Source organism: Achromobacter sp. MUI-25009338, assembly GCF_057359325.1.
On record NZ_CM170627.1, the window covers coordinates 2,167,279 to 2,184,332 of the forward strand.

The window sequence follows — 17,054 nt, forward strand, 5'->3', positions numbered from 1 at the left end:
GCGCCATGGTCAGCACGCAAGGCATATCGGTAAAGGCCCGTGAGCGGCGGGCGCTGCGCGTGCTGGGCACGTCGGTGACGCTGCTGGAATCGCTGCGCCGCAGCGCCGAGGAGGATCTGGGCATTCCCATCGAATACCAGGTGCTCAATGGTTTCGACGCCCAGCGCCAGGCCGTGATCGAGCCCGGCAGCTTCGACGTGTACGACCAGTGGTTCCACAGCATCGACTACCTGTGGCCGACCGGCGCGCTGCAGGCCATCGACACCGATCGCATCGCGCACTGGGACGAGATCAACGCGCTGCCGCGCAGCGGCCGCCTGACGCCGGGCGCGCCCTACGGGCAGGGCTGCAATCCGGTGACGCGCCTGTACGTGCAGGCCGACAGTACCCTGGCCGACACGCCCGGCCGCCGGATCAGCATGCTGCCGCTGACGCACAACGCCGACAGCTTCGCCTACCTGCCGGCCGAACTGTCCCGGCTGATCGGCGACGCCCCGGAAAGCTGGTCCTGGCTGGTGTCGCCGCGCTGCACCGGGCGCGTGGCGCTGCAGGCCGACGCCGCCATCGGCGCGCTCGACGCGGCGCTGGCGCTGCAGGCCAGCGGCGAAATGCGGTTCGGCGACATCGGCAATCTCAGCATCGAAGAGATCGACGGCATGATCGAGCTGCTGATCGCCAAGAAGAAGGCCGGCCTGTTCGCCGGCTTCTGGGACGATTGCGCCGAGGCCGCGAGCCTGATGGCGCACAGGCGCGTGGCCATACAGAGCCACTGGTCGCCATCGGCCGACGACTACGCCAGCGCGGGCCTGGCCTGCCGCATCGCCAGTCCGGCCGAGGGCTACCGCGCCTGGTATGGCGGGCTGGGCATTTCCAGCCGGCTGCAAGGGCCCAAGCTGGAGGACGCCTACCGCTACCTGAACTGGTGGCTGTCGGGCCGCGCGGGCGCGGTGATGGCGCGCCAGGGCTTCTACATCTCCAATCCCGCACGCGCCCGCGCCTATCTCAGCCAGGCCGAATGGGACTACTGGTACGGCGGGCTGCCGGCCCGCGAGGACCTGCCGGGCACGGGTGGTAATATCCTCGTGCGCCGCGGCAGCGTCCGCGACGGCGGTTCGTATGAGCAGCGCATGAGCCGTGTGGCGGTATGGAACACCGTCATGGACGAGCACAATTACCTGGTCCGCAAATGGGCCGACTTCATGCGTACAGATTGAATCCCGGCCCGCAAGCTGGCCGGCCGCGCCACGACGATGAAAAGAGCACCGCGCCAGTCGCCCGTCCAGGATCCCGGCCTGCCCGCCGAGGCCGCGCCGCCGCCCGAGCCGGGGCCGCGCGAGCTGCGCTATGACGTGATCCGCAACCGCCTGCGCCAGGCCATCCTCGATGGCCGCGTGGCGGCCGGGCTGGTGCTGCTGGAAGGGCCGGTCGCGAAGGTGTTCGGCACCAGCCGCGTGCCGGTGCGCAAGGCCTTCGAAATGCTGCACGAAGAGAATCTGCTGCGCAAGTTCCAGGGCCGCGGCTATCTGGTGGCGCCGCCCGGCGAGCAGCCCGCGCCGCGCCGCCTGCCCATCGACGAGGCCGCGCTGGGGCTGGACACCCCCGACGCCACCATCCGCATTCCTTCCGAGAGCGAGCGCATCTACGGCCAGCTGGAGCAGGCCATTTCCACCTGTGTGGTGTTCGGCCATTTCCGCATCGACGAGGCCCGCGCCACCGAGCATTTCCGCGCCAACCGCGCCGCCGTGCGCGAGGCGCTGGGCCGGCTGGTGGACCGTGGGCTGGTCGAAAAAAGCGTGTATTCCTCGTGGCGCGCCGGCCCGCTGACCGCGCGCGCCATCTTCCAGGATTTCGAACTGCGGCTGCTGCTGGCGCCGCAGGCGCTGCGCCTGAGCGCGCCGCAGCTGGACCCGGCGCTGCCGGCGGCGCTGCGGCGCGAACTGGCCTCGCCGGCGCTGGACCTGGAAGGCCTGCTGCGGGTCGAGCGCGCCATACACGTGGACTGCCTGGCGCATCACCAGAACACCAAGCTGCTGCGCATTCTGACGCGCTGCGAACTGCCGCTGATCGTGAACCAGCTCTTCTGCCGCATGTTCCGTCAGCCCGTCAATGCGGCGGTGGCGGCCGAGTACGCGCGCATCGCCGATTGCCTGTGCGAAGCGCGCTTCGATGAGGCGGCCGAGGCGCTGGCGGACCATCTGCGTGCCGCCAGCAAGCGTGCGCCTTCGCAGCTGAAGGCGCTGGCCGTGCTGCCCGAGCCGCCCCTGCCGGACTACGTGGTGCGCATTACCTGAGGCGGCGCGCCGGCGCTCAGGCGTGCCGGTGCATGGCCGACGCGTGCTTGGTGTCGCGCATGCTCGCATACACCAGCAGGGACAGCAGGATGATGCCCGCCAGGTAGTAGTAGAACCATTCCTCGTGCCCCTGCTGCTTGAAGAACAGCGCGATGGCCGGCGCCGTGCCGCCGAAGATGGACACCGTTATCGCGTACGGCACGGCCACGCCGGTGGCGCGCACGTTGGTGGGGAACAGCTCGGCCTTGACCACGGCGTTGATGGACGTATAGCCCGCCGTGAAAATCCAGGCGCCGCAGATCAGCAGGAAGGCGATGAACGGCGAGCTGGTATGCGACAGCGTCATCAGGATGGGCACGGTGAGCGCCGCGCCGGCCACGCCGAAGAAGATCAGCAGCGGCTTGCGCCCGATGCGGTCGGACAGGGCGCCGTACAGCGGCTGCAGGAACAGCGCGAAGATCAGCGAGCCGGCGATGATGTAGGTGGTGACGATGTCGCTGAACCCCGAGGTCTGGCGCACGAAGGTCTGCATGTAGGTGGTGAAGGTATAGAAGGCCGCGGTGCCGCCGGCGGTCAGGCCCACCACGATCGCCACCTCGCGCGGGTACTGCAGCAGGCCGCGCAGCGAACTGGTCTGCGGCTTCGGGGCCTTGCTGGCCTCCTTGTACGAGTCGGTCTCGGGCATGTCGCGCCGCATGACGGCGGTGATGATGGCGAGCATGGCGCCGATCACGAAGGGGATGCGCCAGCCCCATTCCAGCAGCTGTTCATGCGTGAGGAACACGTTCTGCAACAGCAGCAGCACCAGGATCGCGCAGAGCTGGCCGCCGATCAGCGTGACGTACTGGAAGCTGGAATAGAAGCCGCGGTGTTCGGGGTCCGCGATCTCGGTCAGGTAGGTGGCGCTGGCGCCGTATTCGCCGCCCAGGCTCAGGCCCTCGACCACGCGCGCCAGCGCCAGCAGCGCCGGCGCGGCCAGGCCGATGGTGGCGTAGGTGGGCGTGACCGCGATGATCAGCGAGCCCACGCACATCATCCCCACCGAGACCATGAGCGACAGCCGCCGCCCGTGGCGGTCGGCCAGATGGCCGAACAGCCAGCCGCCCAGCGGGCGCACGATGAAGCCCGCGGCGAACAGCGTGGCGGCGTTCAGCTGCTGGACCACCGGGTCGTGGGAAGGGAAGAAGGCGGGGGCGAAGTACAGGGCGAAGGCGGTGTAGGCGTAGAAGTCGTACCACTCCACCAGATTGCCCATGGAGCCGACGAAAATGGCCTTGATGCGGCGCTTGGCGTCGGGCATGTCGAGATATGCGTGCGTCATATCCGTTCTCCTGCTGACTGTCGGAAGCGCCGATGCGGGCCTGCGCCGCCATCGGTGGATCGCTCCAGGCCTTATGTTGCGCCCGCCGGCGCGGAAATGCACCCCCTTGCGGCGGTTTTCAGTTTTCCGTCAGCGGGCGCGCGGCTTGACGGCTTCGCAGGAGGCGGCGCCGTCGGCGCCGCGGGTGTCCTGGCCCAGCAGGGCGCGCGCGCCGCATTCCGAGCCGAACATGCCGACGTGGTCGTGGCCGACGCCGGCGACCTGGTAGGCGCGCCGGTGCAGCGTGACGGGTCGGGCGCCGCGGGCGGCCAGCTGGTATTCGTACTGGACGTAGCCCATGCCGCGCGCCAGGCGGGTCGCGCCCTGGGCCTCGGCGCCGCAGGTCTTGTCGAGCAGGCGGTCTTCGGGATTGTTGTCCGCCGCGCCCAGCAGGTAGGTCACATCGCGCGCCGCATAGCGCACGAACAGCCGCGATTCGTCGGTTTCGCGGGCATAGGGCGGCAGCCGGTCCGGGCCGTACTTGTACTGGTTGTAGGTCGGGCAGATGCCGCGCTCGTACGGCGCATAGCCCTTGCCGTCGGGGCGCGGGCGCTCGTTGGTCAGGTACAGGTAGGACGAAGGATTGGCGATCACGTAGCGCAGCGCCACGCCGCCGCGGCGCAGCGGGCCGTCGACATTGTTCAGCACCGCGTAGCGGTGCACCAGCTGCGCGCCGGCCGAATGGCCGGCCAGCACGATGCCCGCCAGGGCCGGCAGGCGCTCGTCGTCGTCCAGGCTGCGCAGCAGGTCGTCGAGCACCTGAAACGCGCTGACCGGCGCGGGCCGGCCGGCGGCCTGCACGCTGTCGGCGCCTTCCTCCCAGCTCGCCTTGCGCCAGGCCGCCATGCCGGCGTATCCCGAATCGATCGCGCCCGTGTAGCGCGGCGCCAGGATCAGCGTGTCGCGCGCCCGCGCCGGATTGCGCGCGAGCAGCTGCTCCACGGTTTGGTAGTAATGGTCGGCGTCGCGCTTGACGCCGTGGACCACGATGACGACCTGCTTGATATCGCGCAGGTCGTCGCGGTCGAGCCGGCGGTTGGCGTAGACCGGCATCCTGTACCGCTGCCCGGGCTTGCCCAGCTCCAGCGGCTGCCAGCGCAAGGGCGCCGCGCGCTTGGGCACGGGCACGGGTTCGTCGTAGTCGTAGGGGGGCGGCAGCGGCGTCTGGGCATGGGCCGCCAGGGGCGCCAGACAGGCCGTCAGCGCTAGCAGCGCGGCCAGGCCTTGCGCCGCGCCGAAGGCGGCGCGGCCCGGCGGCGCCGGACGGATGTGGGAAGCGGGTGCGCGGCGCACGGCGCAGCGGGCGTTCAGCAGCCTTCTTGGCCCAGGAGCTGCTTGAGCGCCGGCAGGTCCAGGATGCGTACTTCGCGCTGGTTGATCTTGATGAGGCCGTCGCGCGCGAAGCGCGAGAACAGCCGGCTGACCGTCTCCAGGGTCAAGCCGAGATAATTGCCGATTTCTTCGCGGCTCATGCGCAGCACGAACTCGGTGGACGAATAGCCCAGCGAGGCGTAGCGCTGCGACAGGTTGAGCAGGAACGCGGCCAGGCGCTGCTCGGAGCGCATCGAGCCCAGCGAGGCCAGCATCTGGTGGGAGCGGTTGATTTCGCGGCTCATCAGGCGGCGGAACTGCTGCTGCAGCGAGGGCAGGTGCGCCGCGACGCGGTCGATGTCGGCCAGACGGATGACGCAGACCTCGGAGTCTTCCAGCGCCACCGCGGTCGAGACGTGCTTGCCGTCGAGCATGCCGTCCATGCCGACGATTTCGCCGGGCAGGTGAAAACCGGTGACCTGGATCTGGCCGGTGGCGTCTTCCAGCTGCGTCTTGAGGCTGCCGAAGCGCACGCTGTAGACGGCGTCCAGCGGATGGTTCAGCGAATAAAGCGATTTGCCCTTTTCAAGGCGCACGCGCTCCTTGACCAGTTCGTCCAGCTTTTCCACTTCGGCGGCTGCCATGCCGACCGGCACGCACACGTGCCCCAGCATGCAAGTGGAACAGTGGGCGGCATCAGGGGCAACGGGGACCCGTTTTTGCATATGATGACCTTTGTAGTGCCCATAGATCGGGTTACGACCAGAATGGGAGGTGAAGCGCGAAGATGCTTGCTATTGTAGTCCGTTGTTACTACGACGTCTTATCGATGTGGCGCGCCTGCCTCACCATTCGGTAACGAATCCAGTCATCGGCCGCGATGTCCACCGCCGCGCCGCGTAACGCCGGGTCTATGGGGTAGTACTGGCAAGCCAGGCTGCGCACCGGCGACGGAGGCTCCAGGCGCGCGCTGACCTCGCGCCGCACGAAGCAGCCCGGCAGGGCGGGATCGTATTCCTCGATTTCGTCCATCAGGGCGAGCAGGGGCGGTTCCACCAGGAAGACGTCGCCGCGCACCCGGCGGCCGTCCTCCACGGGGATCAGGCCCGGCCAGTCGCCGAAATCCACCAGGCGGCCCGGCACGCTGGCCGGACCGACGTAGCGGGCCGCGGGCAGGCCGCGGCCGGCGGCCGCCAGCGCCAGGTCGTTGATTTCGCCGGCGCGTAGCGTGCCGTAGACAAAAACGTATATGCTCATGAACGACATTATGGCTGCAGGTCGAAGAAACCATGGCGCGCGCACGGTGTTGAAATTCGGGCACCCGGCCGCATATTCAGCTTATCGAGCCCGCCGGCATGTATCGGTCAGGCTCCCCCACAAGCCAATAGACCATTATGCGATTCGACAAACTCACCACCAAGTTCCAGCAAGCCCTGGCCGACGCCCAGAGTCTGGCCGCGCGCAATGACCACCCCTACATCGAGCCCATCCACGTGCTCTCGGCCCTGCTGTCGGATGCCGACAGCGGCGCCGGCAGCCTGCTGGCGCGGGCCGGCGTGGCGGTGAACCGGCTGCAGCCGGCCATCGACAGCGCCCTGAAGTCCCTGCCGCAGGTGCAGGGCGAAGACAACGTCCAGGTCGGCCGCGACCTGCAGGGCGTGCTCACCCGCACCGACAAGGAAGCCGCGCGCCGCGGCGACACCTACATCGCCAGCGAGCTGTTCCTGCTGGCCCTGGCCGACGACAAGGGCGAGGCCGGCCGCATCCTGCGCGAGGCGGGCCTGCAGAAAAAGGCCCTGGAAGCCGCGATCGAGGCCGTGCGCGGCGGCGAGAACGTGTCCGCCGCCGAAGGCGAATCCAACCGCGAAGCCCTGTCCAAGTACACCATGGATCTGACCGAGCGCGCCCGCCAGGGCAAGCTCGACCCGGTCATCGGCCGCGACGACGAAATCCGCCGCACCATCCAGATCCTGCAGCGCCGCACCAAGAACAACCCGGTGCTGATCGGCGAACCCGGCGTGGGCAAGACCGCCATCGTCGAAGGCCTGGCGCAGCGCATCGTCAACGACGAGGTGCCGGAAACCCTGCGCGGCAAGCGCGTGCTGTCGCTGGACCTGGCCGCGCTGCTGGCCGGCGCCAAGTTCCGCGGCGAATTCGAAGAGCGCCTGAAGGCCGTGCTCAAGGAGCTGGCCCAGGACGACGGCAGCAACATCGTCTTCATCGACGAGCTGCACACCATGGTGGGCGCGGGCAAGGCCGAGGGCGCGATGGACGCCGGCAACATGCTCAAGCCGGCGCTGGCGCGCGGCGAGCTGCACTGCATCGGCGCGACCACGCTGGACGAATACCGCAAGTACATCGAAAAGGACGCGGCGCTGGAGCGGCGCTTCCAGAAGGTGCTGGTCGACGAACCGGACGTGGAGTCCACCATCGCCATCCTGCGCGGGCTGCAGGAACGCTATGAAATCCACCACGGCGTCGAGATCACCGACCCGGCCATCGTGGCCGCGGCCGAGCTGTCGCACCGCTACATCACCGACCGCTTCCTGCCCGACAAGGCCATCGACCTGATCGACGAGGCCGGCGCGCGCATCCGCATGGAAATCGATTCCAAGCCGGAAGTGATGGACAAGCTGGACCGCCGCATCATCCAGCTCAAGATCGAGCGCGAGGCCGTCAAGAAGGAAACCGACGACGCTTCCAAGCGCCGCCTGGGCGCGATCGAGGACGAGCTCGAAAAGCTGCAGCGCGAATACAACGACTTCGAGGAAATCTGGAAGGCCGAGAAGGCCGCCGTGCAGGGCACGCAGGCCATCAAGGAAGAGATCGACAGCGTGCGCGCCGAGATGGCGGAACTGCAGCGCAAGGGCCAGTTCGACAAGCTGGCCGAGCTGCAGTACGGCAAGCTGCCCGACCTTGAGGCGCGACTGAAGGCGGCGGAAGTGGGCGCGGCCGAAGCCGCCGAGGAAGCCGAGGGCGGCGAAGGGCGTCCGCGCCTGCTGCGCACCCGCGTCGGCGCCGAGGAAATCGCCGAGGTCGTGTCGCGTGCCACCGGCATCCCGGTGTCCAAGATGATGCAGGGCGAACGCGAGAAGCTGCTGCACATGGAGGAATACCTGCACAAGCGCGTGGTCGGCCAGGACGAGGCCGTGCGCCTGGTGTCCGACGCGATCCGGCGTTCGCGCGCCGGCCTGGCGGACCCGTCGCGCCCCTACGGCTCGTTCCTGTTCCTGGGCCCCACCGGCGTGGGCAAGACCGAGCTGACGCGCGCACTGGCGGAATTCCTGTTCGACTCCGAAGAGCACATGATCCGCATCGACATGAGCGAATTCATGGAGAAGCACTCGGTGGCGCGGCTGATCGGCGCGCCGCCGGGATACGTGGGCTACGAAGAGGGCGGCTACCTGACCGAGGCCGTGCGCCGCAAGCCGTACAGCGTGGTGCTGCTGGACGAAGTGGAAAAGGCGCACCCGGACGTCTTCAACGTGCTGCTGCAGGTGCTGGACGACGGCCGCCTGACCGACGGCCAGGGCCGCACCGTGGACTTCCGCAACACCGTCATCGTGATGACTTCCAACCTGGGCTCGCACCATATCCAGAGCCTGGCGGGCAAGCCCTACGAAGTGGTCAAGGAAGTGGTGTGGGACGAACTCAAGCAGACCCTGCGTCCGGAGTTCCTCAACCGCATCGACGAGGTGGTCGTGTTCCATGGCCTGGAAGCGCAGCACATCGAATCGATCGCCCGCATCCAGCTGCGCCGCCTCGGCGAGCGCCTGGAGCGCCAGGAAATGCGCCTGGAGGTCAGCGAACCCGCGCTGGCCGAACTGGCCCGCTCCGGCTTCGATCCGGTGTTCGGCGCGCGCCCCTTGAAGCGCGCGATCCAGCAGCAGATCGAAAACCCGGTCGCGAAGCTGATCCTCGAAGGCCGCTTCGGCCCGCGCGACGTGGTGCCGGTGGACTGGCAGGACGGTCAGTTCGTCTTCACGCGCACCCTGCAGTAGGATGGGTGCAGCGCGAGAGTTCCCGTAGAAGAATTCTCGCGCCGAACGCGCGAAACCCATCGGCCGGCGTAAGCCGGCTTTTTTTTCTTGCCACGAAAGGCGGCGGCTTTCGCCGCCTGATGGGTTTCGCGCGCTGGAAGATTGGGTTCTTGCTTAAGGATTCTCGCGCTGCACCCATCCTACGCCGGGTACACCACCCCCGCCGCAATGCGCACCGGGTACGGGTCCAGCGCCGCGCCCTGGCACGGGCCTTCTATGCACTGGCCGTCCTCGAAGCGGAACAGGGCCGAATGGTGGGCGCACATCATCACCCGGCCTTCGTAGGTCAGCACGCCGCCATGCGCCGCGCCCAGCGTGATGGAGAAGTGCGGGCAGCGGTTCAGGTAGCCCCATACCGCGTCTCCCCGCCGCACCAGGATCACGGACTGCGCGCCCGCGCTGACCGTGCGCGATCCGCCGTCGGGCACGTCTTCGACCCGGCATAGCGCCCCGGCGCGTTGTTCAGGCTCGCGGCAGCACGAAGTCATATTGCCCCTCGTGGAACCCCGACCGGAATCCGTAGCGCGCCGCCAGCGGCGAGTCCGCGCCGCGCGGCTCGTACTGCACCACCAGCGACGGCTTGACGCCGAACACGGCGTCGGAGGCGAGGTAGGGATCGCCGGCATTGAACAGGTGCGTGACCAGCGTCTGGTGGCCCGGCGCCTCGATCATGAAATGCAGGTGGGCGGGCCGGAAGATGTGCCGGCCGGTGGCCGCCATCATGCGGCCCACGGGCCCGTCTCCTGGAATGGGATAGGACACCGGCAGGATGGTGCGTATCGCGTAGTAGCCGGTGTCGTCCGCGCGATAGCGGCCGCGCAGGTTGCCTTCGGGCTGGGCCGTGTCCTGGCCGGAGTACATGCCGTTGGCGGCCGTCTGCCACACATCGAGCACGGCGCCGGCCAGCGGCCGGCCCTCGGTGTCGCGGACGTACCCATGAACCAGCGCCGGCTCGCCGGGCGTCTGTGCCATGTCCTCGCCCGCGGCCCGGTCCGGCATGCCGGCGATGTAGAAGGGGCCGAACACGGTGCTTTCGGTGGCGTGGCCCGGCTTGCGGTGGTTGATGGCGTCGACCAGCATGGAGACGCCCAGCGTGTCGGACAGCAGGATGAACTCCTGCCGCACCACGCCGTCACAGATCTGCCCCGTTTCGGTCAAAAACCGGATGGCCGCCATCCATTCGGCTTCGGTCGGTTCCACGTCCGAGACGAAGGCATGCAGGTGGCGCACCAGCGACTGCATCAGCTGGCGCAGCCGCGGGTCCGGCGTCCGGGCGAAGGTGTCGAGGACGGTTTCGGTGAGGACGGCTTCGGGGTCTCGGGTGGCGGTGTTCATGGGGGACTCCTGTCGATGGCTCAACGCTTGAAGTAGGGCGGCACCGCGGCGTCCACATTCACCCAGACGGACTTGGCCTCGGTGTAGTCGTGCATGGCCTCGAAGCCCATCTCGCGGCCATAGCCGGACTGGCCCATGCCGCCGAAGGGACTGCCCGGATTCACCCGTTTGTAGCAGTTTATCCAGCACATGCCGGCGCGGATGGCGTCCGCGACCTTGTGCGCGCGCGCCAGGTCGCGCGTCCACAGCCCGCTGCCCAGCCCGTAGTCGGTCGCATTGGCGATGGCGACGGCTTCTTCGTCGCTGCCGAAGCGCAGCACGGTGACGAAGGGGCCGAAGACTTCTTCCTGCGCGACGCGGTCCTGCGGTTTGGCCTCCACCACCGTCGGGGCCACGAAATAGCCCGCGGACAGCGCCCCGTCGGGCGCCTTGCCGCCGGCCAGCACGCGCCCGCCCTGTTCGGTGGCGATCTGCACGTAGGACAGCACTTTGTCGCGATGCTGCGCCGAGGTCAGCGGGCCCATTTCCGTGTCGGGCGAGCGCGGATCGCCCAGGCGGATGGAGTTCGCCAGCCGGGTGAAGCGTTCGAGGAATTCGTCGGCGATCTTGTCGTGCAGCATCAGCCGCGAGCCGGCGATGCAGGCCTGGCCCTGGTTGTGGAAGATGGCCCAGGCCGCGCCGTTGACCGCGGCGTCGAGGTTGGCGTCCTCGAAGACGATGTTGGCGCCCTTGCCGCCCAGTTCGAGCTGCACGCGCTTGAGGTTGCCCTTGGACGCCTCGACGATGCGCCGGCCGGTGGCGGTCGAGCCGGTGAAGGCGATCTTGCCCACGTCCGGATGCTCGGCCAGGCGCTGGCCGGCGGTATGGCCATAGCCCGGGACCACGTTGACGACGCCGTCGGGAAAGCCGACCTCGGCCATGAGTTCGGCGATGCGCAGCGTCGACAGCGGCGTGAGCTCCGACGGCTTGATCACGACGGTGTTGCCGGCGGCCAGGGCCGGGCCCATTTTCCAGCTGGTGAACATTAGCGGGAAGTTCCACGGCACGATCTGGCCCACCACGCCGATCGGCGCGCGCTGCACGTAGTTCAGAAAGCCCGCTTCCACCGGGATGACGCTGCCCAGCAGCTTGTCGGCCATGCCGCCGAAGTAGCGGAAGCAGGCGGCGGTGCGCGGCACGTCCAGGCCGCGCGTATCGCGGATGGGATGGCCGGTGTCCAGGGTTTCCAGCTGCGCCAGCTCTTCGGCGTTGGCTTCGATCCTGTCGGCGAGCTTGAGCAGCAGGTGTCCGCGGTCGGCCGCCGCCATCCGCGACCAGGCGGGAAACGCGCGCTGCGCCGCTGCGACGGCGCGGTCCACGTCGGCCGCCTCGGCGGCGGCGATGGCGGTGATGAGGGCGCCGTCGTAAGGATTCAGCACGTCGATGGTGCCGCCGGCGGCCGCGTCCACGAACTTGCCGTCGATGAAGAGTTTGTTCTGCATGGTTGATGATTCGCTGAAGAGTGTGGGTAAGGCTCAGAAGGCGACCGGATACGGCGGGAGTTCGCCGCTTTCGTAGCGCTGGGGCAGGTCGGGCGTGGCGTTCTCCCAGACCAGCAGCATGGAGCGCTTGGTCGAATAGCCCTGGTGGCGGATGTCGGCCGGCATGGCGCAGACGTCGCCGGCGCGCATCGTGACCCGCGCGCGCGGCGCGCCGGTTTCCTTGTCGCCGATGTCCCAGACGATCTCGTCGGACAGCTGCAGGAACCATTCCACCCGGTCGTTGCCGTGGAACACCGGCAGGATGAACTCCTCGGTCGTGGGGCAGAACAGGCTGGCGCCGCACACCGAGGTGACCGAGGGGTTCCAGGTCACGTCCGAGCGCGACAGGTACTTGAACAGGTTGAAGGCGTGCAGCTGGCCTTCGAAGCCGGGTTCGACGTGGACCTCCGGCTCTTCCTGGGTCACGTCCGCGAACGCGCGGTTGACCGGCAGGTCGTCGCGCAGGGGCGAATCCCCGGGCAGGCCGGGCATGCGCCGGGTGGCGATCCGCGAACGTTCGATGGCGTCCGCGTTGTCGCCGTGCTTGCGGCCGAAGGCGGTGCCGGTTTCTTCCGGCGCGGCGAAGGGATCGAAGCCTTCGTTGGTCCAGTCGTGCAGCATGGCCTTGAACGTGGCCATGATGAGCGGGGTGTCGAAGGTCTCGGTGTAGTCCACGCCGGCCGCCTTCATGACGCCGTTGAACGAGCCGGCGTAGACGTCGACCTTGCCGTAGTGGTTGCGGGTGCCGAATACGTGGTCGAAGTTCACCCAGCCGTAGAAGAAGCCCCAGGCCACGTCCCGCATCAGGGCGCGCAGGAACGCGTCGGCGGGCATGGCGTGGGTGCGCGTCTGGCCGTTGGCCGGCCAGTGAATCTTGGCGAAGTATTCGTCGCGGGTGAAGGTGAAGGCGCCGAGATCGAAGCGCTTGTAGCCGGTCGCGGCGTCGGCGGCGCTGGCCTGGACCTTGTCGGCGGCGAAAGCGGGGGCGGGGGTATCGGTGGCGAGCTGGGCCATGTCGGTTCTCCAGATGGAAAGAATCGTGGGGGAGGGCGGAGGGCTACTGCAGGCAGATGTCCGCCCACTTCTCGACGGACAGTTCGCCCAGGCGGGTGTGCAGCAGCAGGACGCCCGGCAGCGCGGCGGTGAAGCGGTAGGCGCAGCCCGCGGGCAGCAGGCACTGGTGTCCGCGGCCCAGCTTCACGTGTCCCATCGGCCGGCCGGCGGGGTTTTCGCCCGCGAGCACGGCGCCTTCGCCCGCGGCCGGCGGCTGGTCCAGGGCCAGGAATTCGACCTGCGCCACGCCGTCCATGAGGATGGCGAACTCGTCGTGGCTGCAGACGTACCAGGGCGACACGCCTTCGGCCCGCACGGTCTCGATGACGTACTCCAGGTTCTTGCCCACGACGATCTTCTCGTAGGGCGCGGCGCCGTCGGCCACTTCGAATATGTTGGAAAACACATAGTGGCGGGGCGATCCGGTGGTGATCTCGATAGAGCCTTTCCGGTAGTTCTTCAGCGAGCCGAAGACGGTGGGCGTTGCGGTCGTGTTCATGGGGTCTCCAATATCGTTCAGGTTCAGTTCACCTGCAGGTGAATCTTCTGGATGACGGCGTTCCATTTGGCGGTGTCGTCGCGCAACCGGCTGGCCGTCTGCTCGGGCGATTCCGGACGCGGGTCCAGGTCGTTGGCCTGCAGCTTCTGCTTGACGTCCGGCCTGGCCAGGGCCTGCGCCACCGCTTCGTTCATGCGGTCGACGATGGCCGCCGGCGTGCCCTTGGGCGCGAACAGCATTTCTCGGAAAGTGGCGTCGTAGCCCGCGACGCCGGCCTGCTGCATGGTGGGCACGTCCGGCGCCTGCACCGAGCGCGTGTCGCCCGATACCGCCAGCCCGTTCAGCTTGCCGGCGGACACGTAGGACGCGACCACGGGCGAGGCGAGGTAGCCGCAGGGCACCTGGCCGGCCAGCACGTCCTGGGTGGCCGGCGACGGCCCTTTGTACGGGACGTGCATGACGTTGAGGCCCGCGCCGGACAGGTACAGCTCCATCGCCAGATGGCCGGGCACGCCCTGGCCGCCGGACGCGTAGCTGAGCGCGCCGGGCGCCTTTCTGGCCTCGGCGTCGAGCTGGGCCAGCGTGCGCAGGCCCGACGAGGGGCCGCACACCAGCATCTGGTTGAAGTTGGCCAGCGCCACGACCGGCGTCAGGTCTTCGGCCTTGAAATTGAGCTTGCGATAGATGGCCGGGTTGATGGTGACCACCGTATCGGGCGCCTGCAGAAAGGTGTAGCCGTCGGCGGCCGCCCGGGCCACCGCTTCCGCGCCGATATTGCCGCCCGCGCCGGGGCGGTTTTCCACGACGAGGGGCTGCTTGAGCGTCTGTCCGACCGCCTCGGCCACGATGCGCGCGGCCGTGTCGCCGGGCGAGCCCGCCGGAAACGCCACCACCACGCGGATGGGGCGCGCCGGCCAGTCGTCCTGCGCATGGGCGTACGGTCCTGTGCCGGCGGCGATACAGGCCGCCAGCGCAAGTAGCTGCGATTTCATGTTGTCTCCTTCCGTATGTTTTTTTCAGGCGCCCTGGTGCGGGCGCGCTGTGTCACCACCTGCCGATATGGATGCCTGTCGACTCCTCCTTGCGCGTCCATGCCGCCATCGTCTCGCCGCTGACCGTGGGGTGTATCCGGCGGTTGCGCAGCCACTCGAACAGCAGGGCCTGGTAACGCTCGCGAACGGCGGCGTAAGCGGGGTCCGCGCCCAGGTCGTCGAATTCGTCGGGGTCGGCGCGCAGGTCGAAGAGCTGCGGACGCAAGCCCTCGAAATGCACGTACTTCCAGTCGTGGTCGCGCACCATGTAGGCGTGGCAGCCGTCGGCGGGCCGGTTCAGCGGTTCGCGCACGCAGTCGCGGAACGCATAGTCGTTTTCCGAGTACACGGCGTTGCGCCACTCGGCCGGGGCATTGCCCTGCAATAGCGGCAGCAGCGAACGTCCTTCCAGAATGTGGCCGGGGATGTCCGCCTTGTAGGCGTCCAGGATCGTGGGGACCAGGTCGATGGCTTCCACCAGCCGCGATTCCACGACGCCGCGCGGCACGCCGTCGCCCGGCAGGCGGATGATGAGCGGCACCTTGGCCACGCAATCGTGGAAGAGCTCCTTCTCGCCCATGTAGTGGTCGCCCAGGTAGTCGCCGTGGTCGCTGCTGAAAATGATCATGGTGTCCCGGTCGCGCCCGCTGCGCCGCAGGTAGTCGAACAGCACGCCCAATTGGTCGTCCACCTGCTTGATGAGTCCCATGTAGGTGGGAATGACGGTCTCGCGCACTTCATCGCGCGAGAAGCTCTGGCTCACCTCCGTGCGGCGGTAGCCCTGCAGCACGGGGTGCGCATGCTCCAGCTCGCGGGCGCTGCGCTTGACGGCCTGCACGTCGTCCTTCGAATACATGGCGTGATAGGGCGCCGGCGCGACGTAGGGCCAGTGCGGTTTGATGTAGGACAGGTGCAGCACCCAGGGGCGGTCGCCGCTTTCCTCGATGAACTCGATCGCGCGCCGCGTCATGTAGGGCGTTTCGGAGTCCTCTTCGCGCACGCGGGCGGGCAGGGCGGCGTGGCGCATGTTCCAGCCCGACAGAATCTCGCCGTTCTGGCCCAGCGCCGAGTTGGCGTGATCGTGCCAGGGATTGGCGCCGTCGTAGCCGCGCTGGCGCAGGTATTGCCCGTAGCGGTGCGCCTCGGTGCTGAAGCCGTCGGGCCAGATGCCGTCGTCGCGGTCGTAGGGTTCGAAGCCGCCTTCCATTGCCAGCGTGCCGATGGCGCTGGCGGGGTCGATCCCCAGGCGGCGCAGGCCGGCCATGTCCGGTTCCATGTGCGTCTTGCCGGCCACCGCCACGCGCACGCCCAGCGGGTTCAGGTAATCGCCCAGCGTCAGTTCGCTGACCGGCATGGGCACGAAGTTCCACACCGCGCCGTGGCTGGTGACGTAGCGGCCGGTGTAGTAGGACATGCGCGACGGGCCGCAGACCGGGCCTTGCACGAAGGCGTTGTCGAAACGCACGCCCTCGGCGGCCAGCCGGTCGATGTTGGGGGTGCGCAGGCGCGGGTGCCCGTAACAGGACAGATAGTCCCAGCGCAGTTGGTCGCACATGATCCACAGCACATTGCGTACAGCCTGTCCGCCCATTCCAGCCTCTCGTCCTGGTTCGTTCGCCACATCGGCTTTCGATAGGCTTCACGATATTTGGAGCGGACTGGGCGGCTCAAGCAGGTTTTGCTAGAGTTTCACCGAGTGAAATCCGCGGAAGGCGCGGAAAAGGGAGACGCAATGACCCGCTGGGCCCCGAAAGTGAAGACGATAGACGCGCTGGAGCGCGGCCTGATCGTGCTGGACGAGGTGCGCGCCTCGCAGGGCGCGAGCCTGCAGGAATTGCACGTGCGCACCGGCTACGCCAAGGCCACGCTGCTGCGCATCCTGGCGACGCTGCAATTGCGCGGGCTGATCTGGCGGCGGATCGCCGACGACTATTTCTGTCCGGCCAGCTCGCTCAACGAACCCAGCCGGCGCGCGCGCGTGCTGGACCTGCTGGGCCAGTGCGCGGCGCCCGAACTGGACCGCCTGCAGGCCAAGGTGCTGTGGCCGTCGGACCTGACGGTGCGCCGCGGCAGCGCGATGATCGTGCGCGAGACCAACCGCAGCCAGTCGTACTTCACGATACGCAGGGACAACATCGGCTTCCAGATCAATATGCTGCGTTCCGCCGTGGGCCGCGCCTATCTGGCGTTCTGCGCCGACAAGGAGCGCGAGTCGATCCTGGCGGCGCTGCGCCGCAGCCGCCGCGAGGGCGACGCGCTGGCGCACGATGGCGCCGCCGTGGACAGAATGCTGGAGCAGACGCGCAGCCAGGGTTACGGGCTGCGCGAGCAGCGCTTCGGCGGCGACTACGACAAGCCGCGCAGGGATCAGAACGACAGGCTGGAGGCCATCGCCGTTCCCATCGTGGCGGCGCCGGGGCGGCTCTACGGTTGCGTGAACATCGTGTGGATACAGGGCGTGCGCACCGCCGACCAGATGGTCGAGCAGTGCCTGGAGCCGCTGTGCCGCACGGCGCGCGCCATCTCGGCCGGCATGACCCGCCGCGCTTGAGGCAAATTGTTTTTTTAATGTATTAAAACTACGGGTTATTACCGATAAGTTTCTGCGTATTTT

At 68.2% G+C, this 17,054-nt stretch carries 15 protein-coding genes; 4 read left to right on the forward strand and 11 right to left on the reverse strand.

The window, feature by feature from the left end:
- Nucleotides 1-5 precede the first annotated feature (5 nt).
- Nucleotides 6-1,214 (forward strand): ABC transporter substrate-binding protein, encoded by a 1,209-nt coding sequence (locus tag AC1IQ6_RS10355; RefSeq protein WP_485866278.1) that lies wholly within the window; start codon nucleotides 6-8, stop codon nucleotides 1,212-1,214.
- 36 nt (nucleotides 1,215-1,250) lie between these two features.
- Nucleotides 1,251-2,291: a GntR family transcriptional regulator gene (locus tag AC1IQ6_RS10360; protein ID WP_485866279.1), complete on the forward strand. Its 1,041-nt coding sequence runs from the start codon at nucleotides 1,251-1,253 to the stop codon at nucleotides 2,289-2,291.
- Between the two features lie 16 nt (nucleotides 2,292-2,307).
- Here AC1IQ6_RS10360 and AC1IQ6_RS10365 read toward each other — a convergent pair whose 3' ends face one another.
- The 4 genes from AC1IQ6_RS10365 to AC1IQ6_RS10380 all read right to left on the reverse strand — a co-directional run bounded on the left by AC1IQ6_RS10365 (nucleotide 2,308) and on the right by AC1IQ6_RS10380 (nucleotide 6,219).
- Nucleotides 2,308-3,612, reverse strand: coding sequence for an MFS transporter (locus AC1IQ6_RS10365; protein WP_485866280.1), 1,305 nt, complete (start codon nucleotides 3,610-3,612; stop codon nucleotides 2,308-2,310).
- A 129-nt stretch (nucleotides 3,613-3,741) separates the two neighbouring features.
- A complete protein-coding gene (locus AC1IQ6_RS10370) occupies nucleotides 3,742-4,842 on the reverse strand; it encodes a hypothetical protein (RefSeq protein ID WP_485866562.1) in 1,101 nt (366 codons plus the stop codon).
- Between the two features lie 116 nt (nucleotides 4,843-4,958).
- Nucleotides 4,959-5,687 (reverse strand): helix-turn-helix domain-containing protein, encoded by a 729-nt coding sequence (locus AC1IQ6_RS10375; RefSeq protein ID WP_102772236.1) that lies wholly within the window; start codon nucleotides 5,685-5,687, stop codon nucleotides 4,959-4,961.
- Nucleotides 5,688-5,775: 88 nt separating this feature from the next.
- Nucleotides 5,776-6,219, reverse strand: a complete 444-nt coding sequence (locus AC1IQ6_RS10380; protein WP_479731492.1) for a gamma-glutamylcyclotransferase family protein — start codon at nucleotides 6,217-6,219, stop codon at nucleotides 5,776-5,778.
- A gap of 137 nt (nucleotides 6,220-6,356) precedes the next feature.
- Here AC1IQ6_RS10380 and clpB point away from each other — a divergent pair, with 137 nt between their 5' ends.
- Complete coding sequence (gene clpB, locus AC1IQ6_RS10385; RefSeq protein WP_102772235.1) at nucleotides 6,357-8,963, forward strand: ATP-dependent chaperone ClpB; 2,607 nt, start codon at nucleotides 6,357-6,359, stop codon at nucleotides 8,961-8,963.
- 179 nt (nucleotides 8,964-9,142) lie between these two features.
- Here clpB and AC1IQ6_RS10390 read toward each other — a convergent pair whose 3' ends face one another.
- From AC1IQ6_RS10390 to AC1IQ6_RS10420, 7 genes are read right to left on the reverse strand one after another with little or no spacing between them, the layout of a single operon-like run.
- Nucleotides 9,143-9,490, reverse strand: coding sequence for a Rieske (2Fe-2S) protein (locus tag AC1IQ6_RS10390; RefSeq protein WP_209165288.1), 348 nt, complete (start codon nucleotides 9,488-9,490; stop codon nucleotides 9,143-9,145).
- Nucleotides 9,465-10,337, reverse strand: coding sequence for an intradiol ring-cleavage dioxygenase (locus AC1IQ6_RS10395; protein WP_479731493.1), 873 nt, complete (start codon nucleotides 10,335-10,337; stop codon nucleotides 9,465-9,467). Before AC1IQ6_RS10395 ends, AC1IQ6_RS10390 begins: the two co-directional genes overlap by 26 nt.
- 20 nt (nucleotides 10,338-10,357) lie before the next feature.
- A complete protein-coding gene (locus AC1IQ6_RS10400) occupies nucleotides 10,358-11,818 on the reverse strand; it encodes an aldehyde dehydrogenase family protein (protein ID WP_485866281.1) in 1,461 nt (486 codons plus the stop codon).
- Nucleotides 11,819-11,851: 33 nt separating this feature from the next.
- Nucleotides 11,852-12,871 carry a hydroxyquinol 1,2-dioxygenase gene (locus AC1IQ6_RS10405; RefSeq protein WP_479731494.1) on the reverse strand — a complete coding sequence of 340 codons (1,020 nt, stop codon included), beginning with the start codon at nucleotides 12,869-12,871 and terminating at the stop codon, nucleotides 11,852-11,854.
- A gap of 43 nt (nucleotides 12,872-12,914) precedes the next feature.
- Nucleotides 12,915-13,409, reverse strand: coding sequence for a cupin domain-containing protein (locus AC1IQ6_RS10410; RefSeq protein WP_102772230.1), 495 nt, complete (start codon nucleotides 13,407-13,409; stop codon nucleotides 12,915-12,917).
- Nucleotides 13,410-13,432: 23 nt separating this feature from the next.
- Nucleotides 13,433-14,401: a Bug family tripartite tricarboxylate transporter substrate binding protein gene (locus tag AC1IQ6_RS10415; protein WP_102772229.1), complete on the reverse strand. Its 969-nt coding sequence runs from the start codon at nucleotides 14,399-14,401 to the stop codon at nucleotides 13,433-13,435.
- Between the two features lie 52 nt (nucleotides 14,402-14,453).
- The gene (locus AC1IQ6_RS10420; protein WP_485866282.1) at nucleotides 14,454-16,031 is read right to left on the reverse strand and encodes an alkaline phosphatase family protein; all 1,578 of its coding nucleotides are present in this window, start codon (nucleotides 16,029-16,031) and stop codon (nucleotides 14,454-14,456) included.
- 141 nt (nucleotides 16,032-16,172) lie between these two features.
- On the opposite strand from AC1IQ6_RS10420, the gene AC1IQ6_RS10425 reads away from it, so the two are divergent.
- Nucleotides 16,173-16,991 carry an IclR family transcriptional regulator domain-containing protein gene (locus AC1IQ6_RS10425; RefSeq protein ID WP_485866283.1) on the forward strand — a complete coding sequence of 273 codons (819 nt, stop codon included), beginning with the start codon at nucleotides 16,173-16,175 and terminating at the stop codon, nucleotides 16,989-16,991.
- The last annotated feature ends 63 nt before the right edge of the window (nucleotides 16,992-17,054 follow it).